The 21,593-nt window shown below is 38.5% G+C and carries 18 protein-coding genes; 11 read left to right on the forward strand and 7 right to left on the reverse strand.

Annotated features, from left to right (window positions below; translation table 11 throughout):
- Positions 1 to 18: 18 nt before the first annotated feature.
- From fucO to rhaB, 5 genes are all read right to left on the reverse strand, one after another.
- Positions 19 to 1,173, reverse strand: a complete 1,155-nt coding sequence (gene fucO, locus EJF25_RS11970) for a lactaldehyde reductase (protein WP_125041306.1) — start codon at positions 1,171 to 1,173, stop codon at positions 19 to 21.
- Between the two features lie 42 nt (positions 1,174 to 1,215).
- Positions 1,216 to 2,025, reverse strand: coding sequence for a rhamnulose-1-phosphate aldolase (rhaD, locus tag EJF25_RS11975; protein WP_125041308.1), 810 nt, complete (start codon positions 2,023 to 2,025; stop codon positions 1,216 to 1,218).
- A gap of 99 nt (positions 2,026 to 2,124) precedes the next feature.
- The gene (rhaT, locus tag EJF25_RS11980; protein WP_125041309.1) at positions 2,125 to 3,144 is read right to left on the reverse strand and encodes an L-rhamnose/proton symporter RhaT; all 1,020 of its coding nucleotides are present in this window, start codon (positions 3,142 to 3,144) and stop codon (positions 2,125 to 2,127) included.
- A gap of 3 nt (positions 3,145 to 3,147) precedes the next feature.
- Entirely contained in the window at positions 3,148 to 4,401 is a 1,254-nt protein-coding gene (locus tag EJF25_RS11985) for an L-rhamnose isomerase (RefSeq protein ID WP_125041311.1), read from the reverse strand.
- 42 nt (positions 4,402 to 4,443) lie between these two features.
- A complete protein-coding gene (rhaB, locus tag EJF25_RS11990; protein WP_125041313.1) occupies positions 4,444 to 5,907 on the reverse strand; it encodes a rhamnulokinase in 1,464 nt (487 codons plus the stop codon).
- A gap of 367 nt (positions 5,908 to 6,274) precedes the next feature.
- Between rhaB and argR the strand changes: the two genes are divergently transcribed.
- The 11 genes from argR to EJF25_RS12050 all read left to right on the forward strand — a co-directional run bounded on the left by argR (position 6,275) and on the right by EJF25_RS12050 (position 17,249).
- Entirely contained in the window at positions 6,275 to 6,748 is a 474-nt protein-coding gene (argR, locus tag EJF25_RS12000; RefSeq protein WP_125041316.1) for an arginine repressor, read from the forward strand.
- Between the two features lie 29 nt (positions 6,749 to 6,777).
- The gene (locus EJF25_RS12005) at positions 6,778 to 7,356 is read left to right on the forward strand and encodes a GNAT family N-acetyltransferase (protein ID WP_125041317.1); all 579 of its coding nucleotides are present in this window, start codon (positions 6,778 to 6,780) and stop codon (positions 7,354 to 7,356) included.
- A 13-nt stretch (positions 7,357 to 7,369) separates the two neighbouring features.
- On the forward strand, positions 7,370 to 8,578 hold the full coding sequence (locus tag EJF25_RS12010) for an argininosuccinate synthase (RefSeq protein ID WP_125041318.1): 1,209 nt from the start codon (positions 7,370 to 7,372) through the stop codon (positions 8,576 to 8,578).
- A complete protein-coding gene (gene argC / locus EJF25_RS12015; protein WP_125041320.1) occupies positions 8,575 to 9,543 on the forward strand; it encodes an N-acetyl-gamma-glutamyl-phosphate reductase in 969 nt (322 codons plus the stop codon). The genes EJF25_RS12010 and argC overlap by 4 nt, the downstream gene beginning before the upstream one ends.
- A gap of 12 nt (positions 9,544 to 9,555) precedes the next feature.
- The gene (locus tag EJF25_RS12020; RefSeq protein ID WP_125041321.1) at positions 9,556 to 10,677 is read left to right on the forward strand and encodes an aspartate aminotransferase family protein; all 1,122 of its coding nucleotides are present in this window, start codon (positions 9,556 to 9,558) and stop codon (positions 10,675 to 10,677) included.
- A gap of 137 nt (positions 10,678 to 10,814) precedes the next feature.
- Complete coding sequence (gene proC, locus EJF25_RS12025; protein WP_125041322.1) at positions 10,815 to 11,588, forward strand: pyrroline-5-carboxylate reductase; 774 nt, start codon at positions 10,815 to 10,817, stop codon at positions 11,586 to 11,588.
- Between the two features lie 35 nt (positions 11,589 to 11,623).
- Positions 11,624 to 12,178, forward strand: coding sequence for a helix-turn-helix domain-containing protein (locus EJF25_RS12030; RefSeq protein ID WP_125041324.1), 555 nt, complete (start codon positions 11,624 to 11,626; stop codon positions 12,176 to 12,178).
- A 112-nt stretch (positions 12,179 to 12,290) separates the two neighbouring features.
- Positions 12,291 to 13,946, forward strand: coding sequence for an AMP-binding protein (locus EJF25_RS12035; protein WP_125041325.1), 1,656 nt, complete (start codon positions 12,291 to 12,293; stop codon positions 13,944 to 13,946).
- 222 nt (positions 13,947 to 14,168) lie between these two features.
- A complete protein-coding gene (locus tag EJF25_RS12040; protein WP_125041327.1) occupies positions 14,169 to 14,366 on the forward strand; it encodes a DUF2007-related protein in 198 nt (65 codons plus the stop codon).
- 955 nt (positions 14,367 to 15,321) lie between these two features.
- Positions 15,322 to 16,449 carry a PCMD domain-containing protein gene (locus EJF25_RS12045; RefSeq protein WP_125041329.1) on the forward strand — a complete coding sequence of 376 codons (1,128 nt, stop codon included), beginning with the start codon at positions 15,322 to 15,324 and terminating at the stop codon, positions 16,447 to 16,449.
- An 11-nt stretch (positions 16,450 to 16,460) separates the two neighbouring features.
- Positions 16,461 to 17,249: a porin family protein gene (locus tag EJF25_RS12050; RefSeq protein WP_125041332.1), complete on the forward strand. Its 789-nt coding sequence runs from the start codon at positions 16,461 to 16,463 to the stop codon at positions 17,247 to 17,249.
- A gap of 399 nt (positions 17,250 to 17,648) precedes the next feature.
- On the opposite strand, the gene EJF25_RS12055 is transcribed toward EJF25_RS12050, so the two are convergent.
- Together EJF25_RS12055 and EJF25_RS12060 are read right to left on the reverse strand one after the other, a co-directional pair.
- The gene (locus tag EJF25_RS12055) at positions 17,649 to 19,157 is read right to left on the reverse strand and encodes a PCMD domain-containing protein (RefSeq protein ID WP_235016791.1); all 1,509 of its coding nucleotides are present in this window, start codon (positions 19,155 to 19,157) and stop codon (positions 17,649 to 17,651) included.
- Positions 19,158 to 19,607: 450 nt separating this feature from the next.
- Entirely contained in the window at positions 19,608 to 21,158 is a 1,551-nt protein-coding gene (locus EJF25_RS12060) for a PCMD domain-containing protein (RefSeq protein ID WP_160119409.1), read from the reverse strand.
- Between the last annotated feature and the right edge of the window lie 435 nt (positions 21,159 to 21,593).

A 21,593-nucleotide genomic window follows, 5' to 3' on the forward strand; every position in this document is an offset into this window, starting at 1 on the left:
TAATAAATTCGATCCATATCAGAAAGCCTTCCGATACAACACTTCGATCTCTTCCACAGATGTAGAACGTGGATTACCACCTGTACAAACATCATTGAAAGCAGCAACCGCCAATGCCGGAATATCTTCTTCTTTCACATTGATCTCATGCAATTTCTGCGGAATACCAATGCTAAGAGACAATGCTTTCACTGCTTCAACAGCAGCTTTCACCCCTTCAGCTTCTGTCATTCCATCCGTATTAACTCCCATTGCCTTCGCAATATTGATATACTTCGGAGCAGCCGGAGACTCAGCATTATACTCCATCACATAAGGCAATAGCAAAGCGTTAGCCACACCATGCGGAGTATCATAAAAAGCACCCAACGGATGAGCCATTGAGTGTACGATTCCCAAGCCTACATTAGAGAATCCCATACCGGCAATATATTGAGCCTGAGACATTGCTTCACGGGCAGCCACATCCTTACCATTATCTACAGCTGCTTTCAGATTCTGAGCAATCATTTCAATAGCTTTCAGTTCAAACATATCACTCATTGCCCAAGCACCCGGAGTGATATAACTCTCAATGGCATGAGTCAAAGCATCCATTCCTGTTGCAGCCGTCAAACCTTTTGGCATAGAATACATCAATTCGGGATCTACAATAGCCACAGCAGGGATATCGTTCGGATCTACACAAACCATCTTTTTACGAGCATCTTCATCAATAATCACATAATTGATAGTCACTTCGGCAGCAGTCCCCGCCGTTGTAGGTAATGCAAAAGTAGGTACCGCTTTATTTTTAGTATCAGCTACCCCTTCCAGCGACTTTACGTCTGCAAAATCCGGATTATTAACTACAATACCAATACCTTTTGCCGTATCTATGGAAGAACCTCCTCCCAATGCAACGATAAAGTCAGCACCGGAAGTCTTGTAAGCTTTCACTCCATTCTGAACATTGGCAATAGTAGGATTAGCTTTTACATCACTATAGAGTTCATAAGGAATATGATTATCATCAAACACCTTTATAATTTCAGCAGCAACACCAAACTTAATTAGGTCTTTATCAGTCACAAAAAATGCTTTTTTAAAGCCACGCCGGGCAGCTTCAACAGCAATCACACTTCTACATCCGGCACCGAAATAAGAAGTTTCATTTAAAATAATCCGATTCATAGTTTGTTGTATTTTTTAAAGAGAGTCTATTTCTTAAAACTATTATTTAGGCAATTTGAAGGCAACACTCATCTCCTTCATCTGCTCCTGACTCATTCCATCCGGTTCGAAGCCCATATTTTTGGCAGCAATATAAATCAACGCCGATTTATTCAACACATCAATCTGGTCAAAAGCTTGCATTACATCACAATCTACAGCAAACACACCATGTTTTTCCCACATCACTACATCATAATCCTGCAGTTCTTTAATAGTAGCTTCCGCCAATTCCACCGAACTGGGTAATTTATAAGGAATGATACCCAAACCACGAGGACAGAATGCCTTTGTTTCGGGAATCATACTCCACAATAAATTAGTAGCTACATCTTTCTCCAGAAATTTCCGGCAATGCGTCATTGCAATCAACTCAATCGGATGAGTATGTACTGACGCTTTATAAGGAGAGTTTTTACTCAATAAATCATTGTGCACACTCAAATGAGAAGGTAATTCCGAAGTTGGGGCAATCGGTTCATCCGCAATGATAACATAACTGGCACAGTCATCCAGGATTCGGATCACCGAACCGTTCTCCATCGGTCGACGAGCCAGGTCACGCATACGTTTATTCGTTCCCTTGCAATAAAAATACCCCCCTTTGAGATAAGGTAATGTCACCCCAATAGCTTTTACATCACTAATCGGCTCCATCTCACGAATTTCATCATCTACAAACTCAGTTATATTAATAGTGATATTACCACCATTACGTTCAGCCCATCCTTTTTGCCACAAGTATCCGGCCACCTCAGCTACCTTATTTACTTCTTTAGCTAATGCCGGACGATTCTCTAAAATTGATTTCATTACATCTTTATTTTTGATTGGATGCGGATTACACAGAATTTCACAGATTCAATCACTATTTGAAAATCTGCATCATCCGTACAATCCGCACCTGAAATTTTAAAACAAATTCGGAAAGATTAGTGAGAAGATCAACACTATTAATCCACAGACTAAGACAACAATTGTTTTAGTAGACACTCCCTTCCACTCTTTCAAGATTATTCCCCAAACGTTACTAAAGGTTACGTTCAATGCCATCAGGATACACCATGAAAAAGCTAATAACACAGGACTTCCTGTCAGGAAACTCTTACCCATTTCCAATCCGAAGAACTGCATATACCACAGAACTCCCGCCAAGGCACAGAACACCAGATTATTTCCCCACACCTTTCCTTTTGCATAATCCCCCATGGATTTATTGGTAATATTCTGCTGCAAACAGTAAGCTGCATTAGTCAGAAATCCCCCCAAAGTGACTAAGAAGATAACAGGAAGTCCCGCATAAAGCCCATCCACTCCACCTGCCAAAGCAGCTTCCTTAATAGGTATTCCGGCATCTAATCCTAAAGCAAAACATGCACTCATTACACCGGCCAACAATGCTACCAACAATCCTTTTGTCAAAGCAAAGTCCTTAACAGCAGCACGTTTCTCTTCTTCACTCATATTCTGTGAACGCAGACCACCTGCATAACCAATAATAGCGATACCTGCCAACGTGATACAAACTCCCAAAAGCAATATCAGTCCATTACCCTCGAATAAATTCGTTCCGGCAAAAATAGCAGGAAAGAGCGTTCCAAATCCGGCACAAGTACCCAAAGCGATACTTTGTCCCAACGCAACACCCAGATATCTCATAGAAAGCCCGAAAGTCAATCCCCCCACTCCCCACAATATACCATAGACAATACTCATTCCGGCACCTCCCGCGCTCCACAAATCAAGTAAACTACTTCCTTGCGGAATGCCCAGCAATGATCCGAGGAACGGAAATACTAACCAGGCAAACACACCTTGAACCAACCAGAAACTTTCCCAGTTCCACTCCTTCACCTTTTTAATAGGTACATAGGAACTGGACTGGCAAAAGCTGCCGATAGCTATAATTATCAAACCAATTAAAATATCCATCACTTATCGTTTAGAGGTTACGTCAGCTTCATATTTTTGAATCTCAGCAATGAAATCTTCGCCCACCGGAACATTATTCTTCAAGCAGAACATATCCCATACTGCATTCCAAGGCAACGATTTAGATTCTTCGAGCAGAGCCAGACGTTCGAACAACTGGTCATTTGCTTCATATTCGCGGAGTTTTGCCAACGGTTCAAGCAATGCTTGTATCAAGCATTTTTGAGTTGCACGACTACCTACAACATAAGCACCGATACGGTTAATACTTGCATCGAAATAATCAAGTCCAATATGAACTTTATTGAGAGCATCACAACGTACGATTTCTTTGCACAGATCTAAAGTATCATCGTTCATGATAGTTACATGGTCGCTATCCCAACGAACCGGACGGCTCACGTGCAACATAATTTCCGGAATAAACAACAGCAAAGAAGAAATCTTATCCGCTACACTCTCCGTCGGGTGGAAGTGACCAGTATCCAATGTCACAATCTTATTACGAGTTGCACCATAGCCAATGTAGAAGTCATTCGAACCTACTGTATAACTTTCCAAACCGATACCGAACACTTTAGATTCGATGCAGTCTCTCATATTCTTATATTCTGTAGCAAAGATCTGATCCAGAGAATCCTTCAACAAAGCACGATATTTCATACGGTTTACCGTAATATCTTTGCTACCGTCATGTATCCACAAATTCATGATACAAGGATCTCCCTGACGCTTACCCATTTCCTCAGCGATAGCACGACAACGTTTAGTATGTTCAATCCAAAAGTCACGAATACTCTTGTCGGGATTTGACAAAGACAGATTACCTGACTTCGGATGAGAGAAAGAAGTAGAGTTGAAATCCAACTTCATATTATGTTCCGCCGCCCACTGTATCCAACTCTCAAAATGCTCCGGCGTCACCTGATCACGATCCACAAACTGTCCGCCGAAGTCTCCATAAATTTCATGTAAATTCAGTCGATGAGTACCCGGAATATAAGAAGCTGCTTTTAAAACATCTTGTCTGAGTTCTTCAATATTGCGAGCTTTTCCCGGATAGTTACCGGTTGCCTGAATACCTCCGGTCAATTCTCCGGCTGATTCAAATCCGGTTACATCGTCAGCCTGCCAGCAGTGCAATGACAATGAAATCTTCTGCAAATCTTCCAATGCTTTATTTACATCTACACCTATAGCTGCATAACGTTCTACAGCAATTTCATACGCTTTCTGAATCAGTTCTTCTTTTTTCATGATATTCTTATTCTTTAATAGTTAATATATTCTGTCGTTTATTTAATTGGGGCGAATACAATTTTTAAATTGAATATAAGCCGCATCCCACGCTTCTGTATCTTTTGGTTGATAAGTATTCAACGGAATAGAACGATGGATCAATTGACGCATCCCCGCCACATCCGTTGCTTCTCCTGCAGCCATCGCCTGAATCATCACATTACCAATTGCAGTAGCTTCGGACGGACCGGCCACTACCGGTATATCAATCGCATTTGCCGTAAACTGATTTAGCAAATCATTCCGACTTCCCCCTCCAATGACGTGTAATGTTGCAATCGGATGTGGAGACAATGTACGCAAGTTTTCCAACACCTGTCTATAGCGTAAAGCAAGACTTTCAAAAATGCAACGTACCATTTGTCCACGTTGCTCAGGGACGGGTTGCCCGGTAGTACGGCAATATTCCATAATAGCCTGTTCCATATTGGCAGGATTTGCAAAACAATCATCATCCGGATTGATCAGACTACGAAATGGTCTGCTAGCTTCTGCCTCACTAATCAATTCAGGATAACTTGTTTCTCCCCAATTCAAGCGGCAACGTTCAAGCAGCCACATTCCACAAATATTTTTAAGCAGACGGATCGTTCCTTCCACTCCTCCTTCATTCGTAAAGTTTAAAGCCTCTGTTTCAGCATTAATCACAGGAGCATCCGTTTCAACTCCCATCAACGACCAAGTACCACTACTCAAATAAGCGAAGTTACGGTCGAGTGCCGGAACAGCAGCTACCGCAGAGCCTGTATCATGCCCGGCTACTGCAATTACAGGAATTGCACCCAGTCCGGTTATTTTTTGTACTTCCTTCGTCAATACACCTACTTTTTCACCGGGAAAAACAAAACGCCCGAAGTTTTCTTCCTTCAATCCTACCGCTTCCAATAGTTCCGGCTCCAGACGACGGGTATGCGCATTCACCAATTGCGCTGTTGAAGCAATCGTATATTCCGTCACCATCTCCCCGGTCAGCATATAACTCAACGCATCCGGCATAAATAGAACTTTATCCGCAGCTTCTAATGCACTATCCTGATTACGTCTTAACGTATCCAATTGGAAAATTGAATTAAAATTCATTATTTGTATACCCGTTTTTGCATACACCTCACTACGAGGGATACGGGTAAAAAGAGCTTCCGGTGCACCTACCGTATGTGGATCACGATAAGCATAAGGCTGCCGAAGCAGGTTTCCATCCTTTCCGACGCAAACAAAATCTACGCCCCATGTATCTATTCCGATAGAAGCGATAGATTCTCCACTATGTACTACCACCTTCAATCCATCAATAATATGACGATATAATGCATAAATATCCCAATAAAAATGTCCACCCACTTCAATCAAATGGTTGGAGAAACGATTGATTTCTTTCAGATTTAATCCGTATTCTGTAAAAGTTCCTAAGATGGTACGACCACTTGTCGCCCCCAAATCGACTGCAAAAAAGTTTTGTTTCATGGTATTTTGTCTCAATATTAAGGTATTCATTTACCTGATGTTACAAAGATAGGCGATGTCCCGCTTTTGTCCCTTATGTTTTTTGATAGAAAGCGTACACTTTTTGACACGAATAGCTTGCTTTATTCTACTACTAACCAATCCTTTTTTTACTACTAACGGAGATTGCTCAATACCCGGGTGTCGAACAACTTCCATTAGTACACAAAAAAAATCGGTTAGGTATCGAGATAAAATTCTCTTTAAAACAAAGATATTTGAGCATTTATTCATTTTTCTCTCACTTTTATGCAAAAAAACTTTAGTTTTATGCATCTTTTCTCCAAAATATTGCATACTTTTGCACCATTCTTAGAATAATTATACAATGAAGAAGAAAGCAAATCGGTTAGACGCCATCAAAATGATTATCTCAAGCAAAGAACTGGGTTCTCAGGAAGAACTGTTGCAAGAGCTGAACCGTGAGGGCTTCGAGCTGACTCAGGCCACCCTCTCCCGTGACTTAAAACAACTGAAAGTAGCAAAAGCTGCCAGCATGAACGGCAAATACGTTTATGTATTGCCGAACAACATCATGTATAAGCGCTCCACTGACCAAAGCGCCAGTGAAATGCTGCGTAACAATGGATTTATCTCTCTGGATTTTTCCGGCAACATAGCTGTGATACGTACCCGTCCCGGTTATGCAAGCAGCATGGCTTATGACATCGACAACCATGAATTCAACGAGATTATGGGAACCATTGCCGGTGACGACACCATTATGTTGGTATTGCGCGAAGGAGTTTCAGCAAGTAAAGTGCGCCAGCTTTTGTCACTCATCATTCCGAATATCGAATAACTATACATATTTATATATTAAATAAAGAAATGGATACTCAACAAATAGATGTTATGGTAGCCGACGCCTCACATGAGGTATACGTTGACACTATTTTGGATACAATCAGGAAAGCTGCAGCAGTTCGTGGAACCGGTATCGCAGAGCGCACACACGAATATGTTGCAACAAAAATGAAGGAGGGCAAAGCAATTATCGCATTATGTGGTGATACATTCGCAGGTTTCACCTACATTGAATCATGGGGCAACAAACAATATGTAGCCACATCCGGTCTGATTGTCCATCCTGATTTCCGTGGATTAGGATTGGCCAAACGCATCAAACAAGCTTCATTTCAATTGGCACGTCTCCGATGGCCGAAGGCTAAAATCTTTAGTCTGACCTCCGGAGCAGCGGTAATGAAGATGAATACAGAGCTAGGCTACGTTCCTGTCACCTTCAATGAATTAACAGATGACGAATCCTTCTGGAAAGGATGTGAAGGATGTATCAATCATGATATATTGGTAGCCAAAAATCGGAAATTTTGTATTTGTACAGCCATGTTGTACGATCCCACAGATCCGAAAAACATAAAAAAAGAACAAGAAAGAAATAACATTTAATAGATACAGCACTATGGAAGAGAAAAAGAAAAAAGTAGTGGTGGCATTCAGCGGCGGTCTGGACACATCGTTCACCGTTATGTACCTCGCTAAAGAAAAAGGTTACGAAGTTTATGCTGCTTGTGCCAACACAGGCGGTTTCAGTGAAGAACAACTGAAAACTAACGAAGAGAATGCCTATAAACTGGGAGCAGTAAAATACGTCACATTGGACGTTACTCAGGAATACTACGAAAAAAGTCTGAAATACATGGTTTTCGGAAATGTGCTGCGTAACGGTACTTATCCTATCTCTGTCAGCTCGGAACGTATCTTCCAAGGTCTTGCTATTGCCCGCTATGCCAACGAAATTGGTGCGGATGCCGTAGCACATGGTTCTACCGGAGCAGGTAACGACCAGATTCGCTTCGATATGACTTTTCTTGTATTGGCTCCTAATGTAGAGATCATCACATTAACCCGTGACATGGCCCTGAGTCGTCAGGAAGAAATAGATTATCTGAACAAAAACGGTTTCAGTGCAGATTTCACCAAACTGAAGTATTCTTATAACGTAGGTTTATGGGGGACTTCTATCTGTGGAGGTGAAATTCTCGACTCGGCACAAGGATTACCGGAAAGTGCTTATCTAAAACATGTAGAAAAAGAAGGTAGCGAGCAACTTCGCCTTACTTTTGAGAAAGGTGAACTGAAAGCAGTCAATGATGAGAAATTCGATGATCCGATCAAAGCCATCCAAAAGGTAGAAGAAATTGGTGCTGCTTACGGTATCGGACGTGATATGCACGTAGGTGATACAATCATTGGTATCAAAGGTCGTGTAGGCTTCGAAGCAGCCGCTCCAATGTTAATTATCGGAGCACACCGTTTCCTTGAAAAATATACATTGAGCAAATGGCAACAATATTGGAAAGACCAGGTAGCCAACTGGTACGGAATGTTTCTACACGAAAGTCAATATCTGGAACCGGTGATGCGTGACATTGAAGCGATGTTACAGGAAAGCCAACGTAACGTGAACGGAACAGCTATTCTCGAACTTCGTCCATTATCCTTCTCTACCGTAGGTGTAGAATCGAAAGACGACCTTGTGAAAACGAAATTCGGAGAGTATGGTGAGATGCAGAAAGGTTGGACTGCCGAAGACGCCAAAGGCTTTATTAAGGTAACGTCTACTCCGCTACGTGTATACTACAATAACCATAAAGACGAAGAAATATGATTAGAGCAGGAATCATTGGGGGCGCAGGATATACAGCAGGCGAATTAATTCGTCTGTTACTCAATCATCCGGAAACCGAAATCGTATTTGTTAACAGCAGTAGTAATGCCGGCAACAGAATTACCGATGTACACGAAGGACTTTACGGAGAAACAGACTTGAGGTTTACCGACCAATTACCATTGGACGAAATTGACGTCCTTTTCTTCTGTACGGCTCACGGAGATACAAAGAAATTTATAGAAAGCCATAATATACCGGAAGATTTGAAAATCATCGACCTTTCTATGGACTACCGTATCAAAAGCGATGATCATGATTTTATTTACGGTCTGCCGGAACTGAATCGGCGTGCCACTTGCACAGCAAAGCATGTAGCTAATCCGGGTTGCTTTGCGACTTGTATTCAGTTAGGACTTCTTCCGCTTGCCAAAAACCTGATGCTGACAGACGATATAATGGTAAACGCCATCACCGGAAGTACAGGTGCCGGTGTAAAACCGGGTGCTACCAGTCATTTCAGTTGGAGAAACAATAATATCAGTGTTTACAAGGCTTTCGATCATCAACATATACCGGAAATCAAGCAATCTTTGAAACAATTGCAAACCAGCTTTGATTCGGAAATTGATTTTATCCCTTACCGGGGTGACTTTCCACGTGGTATATTTGCGACACTTGTAATTAAAACGAAAGTATCTCTCGAAGAGATCGTCCGGATGTACCAAGAGTACTACGAGAAAGATTCATTTGTACACATTGTCGATAAAAACATTGACCTGAAACAAGTGGTAAATACAAACAAGTGTCTGATACATCTGGAAAAACACGGTGATAAACTGTTAGTTATCTCATGTATCGACAATTTATTAAAAGGTGCAAGCGGCCAGGCTGTTCATAATATGAACCTGATGTTTAACCTGGAAGAAACCGTAGGATTACGTTTGAAGCCGTCCGCTTTTTAAAACAAAAGAAATATGAAATTATTCGATGTATATCCTTTATACAATATCAATATTGTTAAAGGAAAAGGCTGCAAAGTCTGGGATGAGAACGGAACAGAATATTTGGACCTTTACGGAGGCCATGCCGTAATCTCTGTCGGACACGCTCATCCACACTATGTAGAGATGATAAGTAATCAAGTTGCAACACTTGGTTTCTACTCAAACTCAGTGATCAATAAGCTTCAGCAGCAAGTAGCCGAACGACTTGGCAAACTTTCCGGTTACAAAGATTATAGTCTCTTCCTGATCAACAGTGGTGCCGAAGCAAACGAGAATGCTCTGAAACTTGCCTCCTTCCACAACGGACGTACTAAGATCGTGTCATTTAGCAAAGCATTCCACGGACGTACTTCATTGGCGGTAGAAGCAACAAACAATCCTTCTATCATTGCTCCAATCAATAACAATGGCCACGTAACTTATCTCCCGTTGAATGACATCGAGGCGATGAAACAAGAATTAGCAAAAGGAGATGTATGTGCCGTTATTATTGAAGGAATACAGGGAGTCGGAGGAATCAAAATACCAACTACCGAGTTTATGCAGGAACTCCGCAAAGCTTGTACTGAGACTGGTACTATTTTAATTTTGGATGAGATCCAAAGCGGTTACGGAAGAAGCGGAAAATTCTTTGCGCACCAATATACAGGTATTCAGCCAGACATTATCACAGTAGCCAAAGGGATAGGAAACGGGTTCCCAATGGCAGGAGTATTAATCAGCCCAATGTTTACACCTATCTACGGACAACTAGGAACGACATTCGGTGGTAACCACCTTGCATGTGCTGCTGCCTTGGCCGTAATGGACATTGTAGAAAAAGAAAACCTGATAGATAATGCAGCTAAAGTCGGTAACTATTTGCTGGAAGAACTGAAGAAATTTCCTCAAATCAAAGAAGTACGTGGACGCGGATTGATGATCGGACTTGAGTTTGATGAACCGATCAAAGAATTACGTAGCCGACTCATCTATGATGAGCACGTATTTACCGGAGTTAGTGGAACAAATGTACTTCGCTTACTTCCCCCTCTTTGTCTTAGTATGGAGGAAGCAGACGAATTTCTTGTCCGCTTCAAAAAAATACTCTGATCTTTACATTTGATTAATAAATAGCAAACAATAAAAGCAGCCTAAACTAGAAAATTATTTCTTAACAGGGTGCTTTTTGTTTTTTCACTATTTACCGTTACCTTTGTCAGTAACAAATCATAAAAATACAAGTGCATATGAAAATAGCTATTATCGGTGCAGGAAACATGGGAGGTTCTATTGCCCGTGGTCTGGCAAAGGGAAGTTTAATAGACGATTCAAACATTATCGTTTCCAACCCCAGTGCCGGCAAACTGGAAGAATTGAAAAAAGAATTCCCGGCAATCGCCACTACACATAACAATGTAGAAGCTATAACTGGAGCAGATATTATTATTTTGGCTATAAAACCCTGGCTTATCAATTCAGTGGTGCGCGAGCTAAAAGTAAAAAGTAAGCAAATACTCGTATCCGTTGCTGCCGGGATTAGTTTTGAAGAATTGTCCCACTATGTCGTATCACCGGAAATGCCAATGTTCCGCGTTGTCCCGAATACAGCCATCAGCGAACTGGAAAGTATGACACTGATCGCAACACGCAATACAAGCGATGAACAAAATCAGTTCATTCTTCAACTATTCAACGAAATGGGAAAGGCAATGCTTATTCCTGAAGACAAGATGGCTGCTGCCACTTCATTGGCTTCTTGTGGAATTGCATATGTATTAAAATACATTCAAGCTGCTATGCAAGCAGGCATTGAAATGGGACTTCGTCCCAAAGATGCAATGGAAATGGTAGCCCAATCCGTAAAAGGTGCTGCTGCATTGATCCTAAATAACGATACTCACCCAAGTATAGAAATAGATAAAGTGACCACTCCAGGAGGAATCACGATTAAAGGAATCAATGAACTGGAACATAGTGGTTTCACTTCTGCAATTATCAAAGCAATGCTGGCATCCAAATAACCAAACATAAATAAAATCACTAATCACTCAATTATATGAATGACCAAATTAAACAGATAGCAGAACGTCTGCGCGGATTACGCGATGTATTGGAACTTACGTCTGAAGACATAGCCCGCGACTGTGACATTTCTGCCGAAGAATACCGATTGGCAGAAACAGGAGATTATGATATTTCCGTAAGTATGCTACAAAAAATTGCTCGTACCTACAATATTGCACTCGATGCACTGATGTTCGGCGAAGAGCCCAAAATGAGCAGTTACTTCGTAACTCGTGCAGGCAAAGGAATAAGTATCGAACGTACCAAAGCCTATAAGTATCAGTCACTGGCTTCCGGTTTTATGAATCGTGCCGCCGACCCGTTTATCGTAACAGTTGAACCAAAAGGAGATGATACTCCTATTCATTACAATAGCCACAGCGGACAAGAATTTAATCTTGTAATCGAAGGCCGTATGCTTATCAGCATTGAAGGCAAGGAAATCATCCTAAATCAAGGTGACAGTATTTATTTTAATTCAAAACTTCCACACGGCATGAAAGCGCTCGACGGCAAAACGGTACGTTTTCTCGCAGTAATTATGTAATATTTAAAATGAAGAACGAAGAATGAAGAATGAAGAATTATGCTACGCTATATAAACGATCCGCATGGAAAAATTCTTCATTCATAATTCATAATTCTTAATTCAAAAAGTTATGGTAGAAAGATTTTTATCACAGACCACTTTTATATCACAAGAAGATTTTATCAAGAATCTGAAAATAAACGTCCCGGAAAATTTCAACTTCGGTTATGACGTAGTAGATGCTTGGGCTGCCGAACAACCCGACAAGAATGCTTTACTTTGGACAAACGACCAAGGTGAATGCCACCAATATTCGTTTGCCGACATGAAACGTTATACGGACATGACAGCATCTTACTTTCAAAGTTTAGATATTGGTCGTGGAGACATGGTTATGTTAATTCTGAAACGTCGCTTTGAATTCTGGTTCAGTATCATTGCACTTCACAAACTAGGTGCGACTGTTATTCCGGCAACACATTTGCTGACGAAAAAAGACATCGTATATCGCTGTAATGCCGCTGATATCAAAATGATTGTAGCTGCTGGAGAAAGTGTCATCCTGCAACATATCAAAGATGCTCTACCTACTTGTCCAAGTGTAGAACAGCTGATTAGTGTCGGTCCAGAAGTTCCGGAAGGATTTCAAGACTTTCATAAAGGTATAGAAAATGCCGCTCCCTTTACTCGTCCTAAACATGCAAATACAAATGATGATATTTCATTGATGTATTTTACATCCGGTACCACCGGTGAGCCCAAAATGGTAGCACACGATTTTACTTATCCGTTAGGACACATCGTTACCGGTAGCTTTTGGCACAACTTGGATGAAAATAGTCTTCATCTTACTATTGCCGACACAGGATGGGGAAAAGCTGTATGGGGAAAACTCTATGGACAATGGATTGCAGGAGCTAATATCTTCGTTTACGACCACGAGAAATTCACTCCGGGAGATATCTTACAGAAAATACATGACTATCATGTGACTTCTCTTTGTGCACCTCCCACTATTTTCCGCTTTTTAATTCACGAAGATCTGACAAAATATGACTTGTCTTCTCTCAAATATTGTACTATTGCAGGCGAAGCTTTAAATCCAGCTGTATTTGAGACTTTCAAGAAATTGACAGGTATCAAACTTATGGAAGGCTTTGGGCAAACGGAAACTACATTGACTGTTGCCACCATGCCTTGGATGGAACCGAAACCGGGAAGTATGGGATTGCCTAATCCACAATACGACGTAGACTTGATCGACCACGAAGGCCGTTCTGTTGAAGCTGGTGAACAGGGACAGATTGTGATCCGTACTAACAATGGAAAACCTTTAGGACTTTTCAAAGAGTATTATCGGGATGCTGAACGTACTCACGAAGCATGGCACGATGGCATCTATTATACGGGAGACGTTGCCTGGAAAGATGAGGACGGTTACCTTTGGTTCGTAGGTCGTGCAGACGATGTTATCAAAAGCTCAGGCTATCGTATTGGTCCATTCGAAGTTGAAAGTGCTCTGATGACTCACCCTGCTGTAGTAGAATGCGCTATCACCGGAGTACCTGATGAAATTCGGGGACAAGTAGTAAAAGCAACTATTGTCTTATCTAAAGACTACAAGGCGCGTGCAGGTGAAGAGTTGGTCAAAGAATTGCAAAATCATGTAAAGAAAACAACTGCTCCTTATAAATATCCCCGTGTTATCGAATTTGTAGATGAACTCCCGAAGACAATCAGTGGTAAGATTCGCAGGGTAGAAATCCGCAAGAATGATGAGAAATAGATAAAAAATAACCTATTCATCGATAAATCCTCCTTAATACGACTTTATAAATCGATTAAGGAGGATTCTTTTTTACCAATACAACAATTGTCTCAATTATAGCAATTATTGGTCATTATTCATATTTGACTCAAAAGTGCTCTTATATGAAGTATTATTTTTCTTTTTAGTCAATTTCCTCTTTTATATTTGCGACAGTTAAAACCAAAACACAAAAAAGAGATGATTACGAGTAGAAAGATTTCCCAAGTAAATGTTTTCACTGGCAGTCCATGGGAAGTAGCTAGTGTAAAAAGACTCCTGAATGCAGCCTACATTAAAGCTTCAATGAAAGATAAAGGTTTGAACTGCATTCAAATTATGGTCCCATGTGAATGCTATACAGCTGCTATGCGTATTATCAGCAGTAGAATTTCGTAAGTTTTAAGAAGTAGATAGAAAATAAGAGCCGGTTACGATGTGAGATCGTGACCGGCTTTCTTCTATATATCCCCCAATGTATATGCATCCCTAATTAAAATTCTTTATATTAATTCATATCAATAAGGTTATAACGGATGAAAAATAAATAGTCATACTCCCAATCTGTTTAAATCGGCTTCAATTATAATATTTAAACCGTTTACATAGTAAGATTATTGTTGCAACAATAACCAATCGTTTTACGCACGTGATCCCATAGGGCCACATTCATGATCCTAATAGTTACTGCACGTAGAGCGAATGCTCACGTACGTGAAACTGAAAGATACAACTAATCAAAAAGATTAATTAAGTTACATTTTCATATTAAATCTATTAGTCTTTATTCCATTAATCAAGGATTCCACATCTATAAAAAGAAAACATATTAGCCATAAATCATCGCAATATATACAAAAACATACTATATTAGGTATTTTATTGAACGAAAAAGCACTTTTTAACTTCACTAATTGATAAAAACCAAGTTTTCAGGAAATAAGAGAATTATATTTAATAATATTGTTATATACTGATAATTAGCCACCTAATAGCACAATCATAAAAGAATATGGTGACAATAGAAAACTAAAAATTCTATTATCACCTTATTGTCACATAGGTATTATCATCTATTCACCTTTGGATATCAATAATTTAGCATCAAAAAGTGATAAATGACAATAAAATATCATAGCCAACTCATATAATGAAAGCACTATGGTCTTAAGCAAATATTTGCCTCTAAATTACCTCATAAGTAACAAGAATCAACATAAGGATTTAGATCGTGAGTCGTTATAAAATGTTTTATTATAAGCAATAAAACGTTTCATTTCAAAAAAGAAACTTAACTTTGCATCCTAGTTTTACCATAAAGGACTGAATTAGTAACTAAAAAAGATCAAATCAAATGAAATTTAAAACTTTGGCAGTTTATTGCTTCTTATTTGCAAGCAGTGTATCCTCTTGTATACAAGATGAAGCGCTCAACTCTGAAGCCGCTATCGATGCCTGTTCAGGCAGTAATGTACAATTAGCAAACATTGATACCAATTCCAAGACAATCAATGTATATGTGCACAAAAATGTTGATCTGTCTAAACAGGAATTAAAATTCACGATACCTGAAGGAGCTACTATCAAAGTAAATAGCCAAATCACAGGGGATACAGAATCAAGTTACGATTTCTCAGAGGAACCACATTCCCGCCAGTTTACCGTTACATCAGAAGATGGGCAATGGAAAGCAGTTTATACTGTGAATGTAGTGCCTACGGAACTACCAACTTCTTTCCATTTTGAAAGATTATTGTCATCCAATCCTTATGATGTTTTCTATGAATTCCAACCGGGAACTTCTCAGAATGCATCAAAAGTAGTGCAATGGGCAAGCGGTAACAAAGGATACGAATTGACAAGTATGGCCAAAACTAATGAAGACTATCCGACAGTACAATCAATAAACGGCTATCAGGGTAAAGGAGTAAAATTAGAAACGCGGAATACTGGTAGTTTCGGTGCGATAGTAAAAATGTATATTGCAGCAGGTAATCTTTTCATTGGTTCGTTCGATGTAGGAAATGCCTTGAAAGATCCTAGAAAAGCCACAAAGTTCGGTTTTCAATTTGATAAACGTCCAATATCACTTAAAGGATTTTATAAATTCAAAGCAGGAGATGTTTATACTGCAAAAGGGGAGGTTCAAGCCGATAAGAAAGATAAATTTGACATTTACGCTGTCATGTACGAAATTGACAATAATTCAGATATGCTGGATGGAGATAATGTATTTACTTCAAATAAAGTAGTATTATTGGCACGTATTGATTCAGAAAGTGCTGTCGAAACTAATGATTGGAAAGAATTTAATTTGCCATTTAAACCTGTTAATGGAAAAACAATTGACGACATAAAGTTACAACAAGGTAAATACAAATTAGGTATTGTATTCTCTTCCAGCGTAGACGGCGCTTATTTCGAAGGAGCTGTTGGAAGCACATTATATATCGATGAAGTAGAACTTATTTGTGAAGAATAAAAAATAGTACAATGAAAAAACATAGATTAATCAGTATTATAACTATACTGCTGTTTGCCGGTACACTTGCAATACAGGCACAAGAAGAAAGAACAAGAAGTCTTGTCTGGATGTATCTGCACGGATGGGAATACGAGATCAAAGCTGGCTTCAACATAGGCGGCACTTCTCCCCTTCCTTTGCCTAATGAGATCCGTAAAATAGACAGCTATGCTCCTGGCATCGCTATCTCCATCGAAGGGAATGCAACTAAATGGTTCGACGAAGCAAAAAAATGGGGAATGACGGCCGGTATTCGTCTTGAGAATAAAAATATGACTACTGAGGCTACCGTAAAAAACTACGGTATGAAGATTATTAATACTAATGGCGGAGAGCTACAAGGCCTATGGACCGGAGGAGTAAAAACAAAAGTTAAGAACTCATATCTGACTATTCCGGTGGTTGCCAATTATAGAATAAGCAATCGCTGGAAAGTATCGGCTGGTCCTTATGTTTCTTATCTTATTGAAGGCGATTTCTCTGGACATGTATACGAAGGACACCTCCGCACTCCTGATCAAACAGGTTCTAGGGTAGACTTTACAGGTGAAAGTATAGCTACTTATGACTTTTCTGAAAATCTGCGTAAATTCCAATGGGGTCTGCAACTGGGTGGTGAATGGAAAGCTTTCAAGCATCTGAATGTATATGCTGATTTGACTTGGGGATTGAATGATATCTTTAAAAAGAACTTTGACACTATCACATTTGCAATGTATCCTATTTATCTGAATGTAGGTTTCGGATATGCATTCTAAGTAAAACCGGAAAATTCGGGTTATTCAAAGACTGCTTGAAAAGTCTACATGATAGATGACTTTCAGGCAGCCTTTAAATTAATTGCTCACTATAACTGATAGTTATCTCGTATAAAATATTCATCTTCTGACAAAACCATTTAATTAATTAACTCAACCAAACATTTATCTCTTCAAATAACAAGACTAAGAATAAGAAGCACCTGTTTATTTACCGATAACAATACAACTAACTTTTCAGATTTTCGCCTTCCCTAGTCAAAAGTAAATCTAAGCAATTTAGTAAGTTGAAACGTTGAGAAAAAGTCCATAAAAAAGAGGGTATGACCGATTTTAAAGTCAGACAAACCCTCTTCTGATTTCCTCGAATTTTCTTCTTTATTATGGCAAATAATTCAATTATTCCCCAATTATTTCCAACTCATCAAGAATCAAAGTACTATCTGGAGCACCTTTAAAGCTATCGCCCTCTTTACTTGCTGAACAAACAATAGCAATCTTATATTTAGCATTTGGATCATATGATTTATCTGGTAAGAAGTTGAATTTCAAATTAAAAGGAGTAAATTCACTCTTCGCAGATCCATCTTCCAAATAAGCAACAGCTACTCGCTTTGGAGAACTATTAATATTAGTGCCATCCAAATATTCATCATCTTTCTCTATCTGATAAAGTACTGCAACAATAGAACATTCATCAATTTGACCTTCTATAATATTATCTTTACTACCATCCTTTGCACCTTCGCGGAATATCTCCCCTGGAGTATATTTATAATATCCTTTGAAGAATAAAGGTTTCTTATTATAAGGAATACCGAAATGAGTAGCTTCTAGTGGTTTACTCATTGAAGATATGCTAATTACCATTTCTCCTGTAAATAGTGAGCCAGCAGTTATAGTTGGAGAATTAATAAATCCTCCTTGTTTCTTAGTATAACGAGTAATCAATTTAACAGCTTTACCTGCAAATCCCGCTTCTTCTTGCAATACCGGATAATCTCCTTTATATCCACTTACAGAGTACAGAAGGGCAACGCCCTTATTAGGGTTAGCTAACTCATTAGCTGGAAGTGGATCATAATAAGGATGTGTTCCTCCTTGCGCAACATCGCTCCATTCATCAAATGAATATTTTAAAATATTACCATCTACTGAAGCAACATATGTCTTTACTGTTCCATCTTCTGCCAACACAGTATATGTAACTTTCTTACCTGCCGAAAAATCTTGAGCAACTCCACTTTCAGGGTTCACTGTAGCTTTATTAGAAACCATAATCTCTGGTATCAATTCACTTAAATCCTCATCAGTAGCATTAGTACTAACCTTGAAAGTTATTGTACCATTAGCATCATCAATTACAGATGATCCAATAACAAAATCATTTTCAATAATGAAACTTGTAATCTTGGCTTCGCTACTTTCAGTCCCACTCAAACGAGCTCCTTTATAAGTAACATCAACATCTTGATTCTGACCATCAAGGACAGCCTTGATATCCATATCAATATCAATATTACCATTCTTTATCGTACCTGTAGCATTGATAACACATGAAAGCTCTCCAGTTTCTAATTCCTGAGTTCCTACAAAACTATAAGTATCCCCGTTTTTTGTCAGTTTACAGTTACTAAGTTTAATTTCAGGAATAGTTATTATACCCATAAAACTAAAGTTCTTCAAAGACAGGTCAATAGAAGTATTACTTGCCTTCGATACAGTTATTTTCTGGATTATAGGATTTCCAATCGACTCACCAAAAAGCTTAACTTCCAATGTTCCTTTATAGTTTCCTACAATCTCTCCCTCGATAGCTGCGGAATAATTCGGATCATCATCACTACAACTAGTGAAAAGACCTACTGAACAAATAAACATAAACAAACAAAACAAACTCTTTTTCATAATCTTCATACTTTAGTTACAAATCTAACACAAAAAATCGCTACAAAGTAACATATTAAATCCATTCTTTACAAGGTCTATTTTCTGCATTTTGTGTTCTATTCTTAATAAAAAAAGAGAAAGAGGAAAGATTTTTATTTTAATAGTAATTATCATTACTGGGTACTTATTCCTTGATATATTTCAATTGTTTAGAAATTAGTTGTTTGTTTTTTGCAATTGCATCCAGTAAGTATTTCATTTACAAGCATTCTACCTATACTTTAAAAGCATATTTCAGCAAAGGACTCATTGAAAGAGTCGTTTCTTTGCCGAAATATGCATTTTAGGAGATGACTAAATAACAGTTACATTTCTATTATTTCTTCCTAATCAAACAGAATCATATAAAAAGTAAGGGATATCCTACTTGAGGAAACCTTACTTTTATTTCATTTAAGAGAATACAAATTATTCATTTATAATCTCAATATCATCAAGATAAAGAGCACTACCCGGTGCACCACTGAACTTATCTCCATTAGCAGACGAAGATGCAATTACTGCAAAACGATATTTCTTAGCAGAATTATATTCCTTGACATAATCTAATGTTAAAGTAAACGGAGCATAATCATCTACCTTTTCGTCAGTAGAGAACTGAGCAAGGGCAACAACTCTGTCCGAAGAAGTATAAATATTAGTCCCATCTAAATACTGTCCTTCACTCTCATCTGAGATCTCATAAAGTACTGCACTAATCATACAAGCATCTTTCATGCTTTTATCTTCGACAACTATATCTTTTGCTCCTTCAGGATCATCACAACGATAATACACATCACCCGGTAAATATTTATAGAATCCAGTAACCTTTAACGGCTTCTCATTCCAAACCAATCCAAAACGTGTACACATCAAAGCACTAGTCATTGCATACTCAGTATTAAAATAACCTAAGAATAGTGTTCCTGCAGTAATTTTAGGGATCATACCATAAGCTCCTTTTGAATCTATAGTCGAAACTTTAGCCGCTCCAGTACCTAAATGAGCATCAGTTACTTTTTCTACTGCAAAAGGAGTATCTACAAGCTCAGGATACGTTTCTCCCAACATAGCTTTTATCAAATACACACCTGTATTAGATGTATCCCAATATCCTCCTACGGGAGAATAAAATCCTAATGAAACGTCACCCTCTCCTTTTTGTTCTTCCCAACTTTCAAAATCAAACTTATTAATGATATGCTTGACTATGACCTTATATACTCTGGTATTACCATTTTCCGCCATCACTGTATATTTTACTTCTTGACCAAAATTCTGTTCAACACCAGAAGCTGGAGTCACCGTAGCCTTATTGGATACTGTAATTTCAGGAATTAACTTTAATTGATCCACTGTCGCATTACCTCTTACGGTAAAAGTAATTATACCTTTTTCCTCATCAATCACAGGTTGCTCTGTTACAACATCACTATCGAAAATAAAGTTAGTAATTTTTGCCTCACTACTCTCAGAACCTGTCAGTTTAGTTCCACTATAAACAACTCTTACATTTTGAGTTAAATCAGATAATTTTGCAGCAATGTCTAAATTTACAGTAACGACATTACCCGATATAATACCTTCGGCATCAATATCAGCAACCAAAGAATATTTTTGTACAGTCAATTTTTGTTTACCAGCAAACTTATAATTATCTCCATCCTTCGTTAATTCACAGTTCTGCAAAGATATAGTACCTAAATCCATATTCATAAAACTGAAATCTTTCAATTCCATATTTACAGATGTTTTGCTAGCTTCTGCAATAGTGATATTTTTAGGAATATCAACCCCAATATGCATTTCTTCATTACCAGCAGCCAAATAAATATTTAATGTACCTTTATAGCCTCCTATTACTTGAGAGGTTAATTGATTTCCACTACCATTACCTTCATCATCGTCATCACTACAAGCAGTGAAAAGACTGACTGAACAAATAAGCATAAACAAATAGAATAAACTTTTTTTCATAATCTTCATACTTTAATTATAAATCGTTTAACACACAAAAACTTTGTAAAGTTACACATTACACTTATGTCTAACAAGGTCTATTCTCTACTTTTTATGTCCTTTTTTTAATAATAATCTACATAACATTAGATTTTGCACAAACCGTCTCTATGTAATCACAACTCATTACTACATAACACACCAACTGCTACAAATTTTACTACTAATCAAATAATTGTAATTATTCATTCTTTTTATCTTTGTCAGGAATAAAATACCTCCACTCTTACCCATTGATAACTTTCATAATCGGTTCTCAATTCGAACAATTACATTTTGTTCTATTCTTATTCAAATCCCTAAGATTGAGGATTTACAGAGATTTCAAGATATCCCGTTACACACAATAATCAATAGTTGTCCTCCATTGTTCTAAATCTTCCCCCTGTAACG

Origin of the sequence: Bacteroides faecalis (assembly GCF_003865075.1) — a bacterium.
Lineage (GTDB): Bacteria > Bacteroidota > Bacteroidia > Bacteroidales > Bacteroidaceae > Bacteroides > Bacteroides faecalis.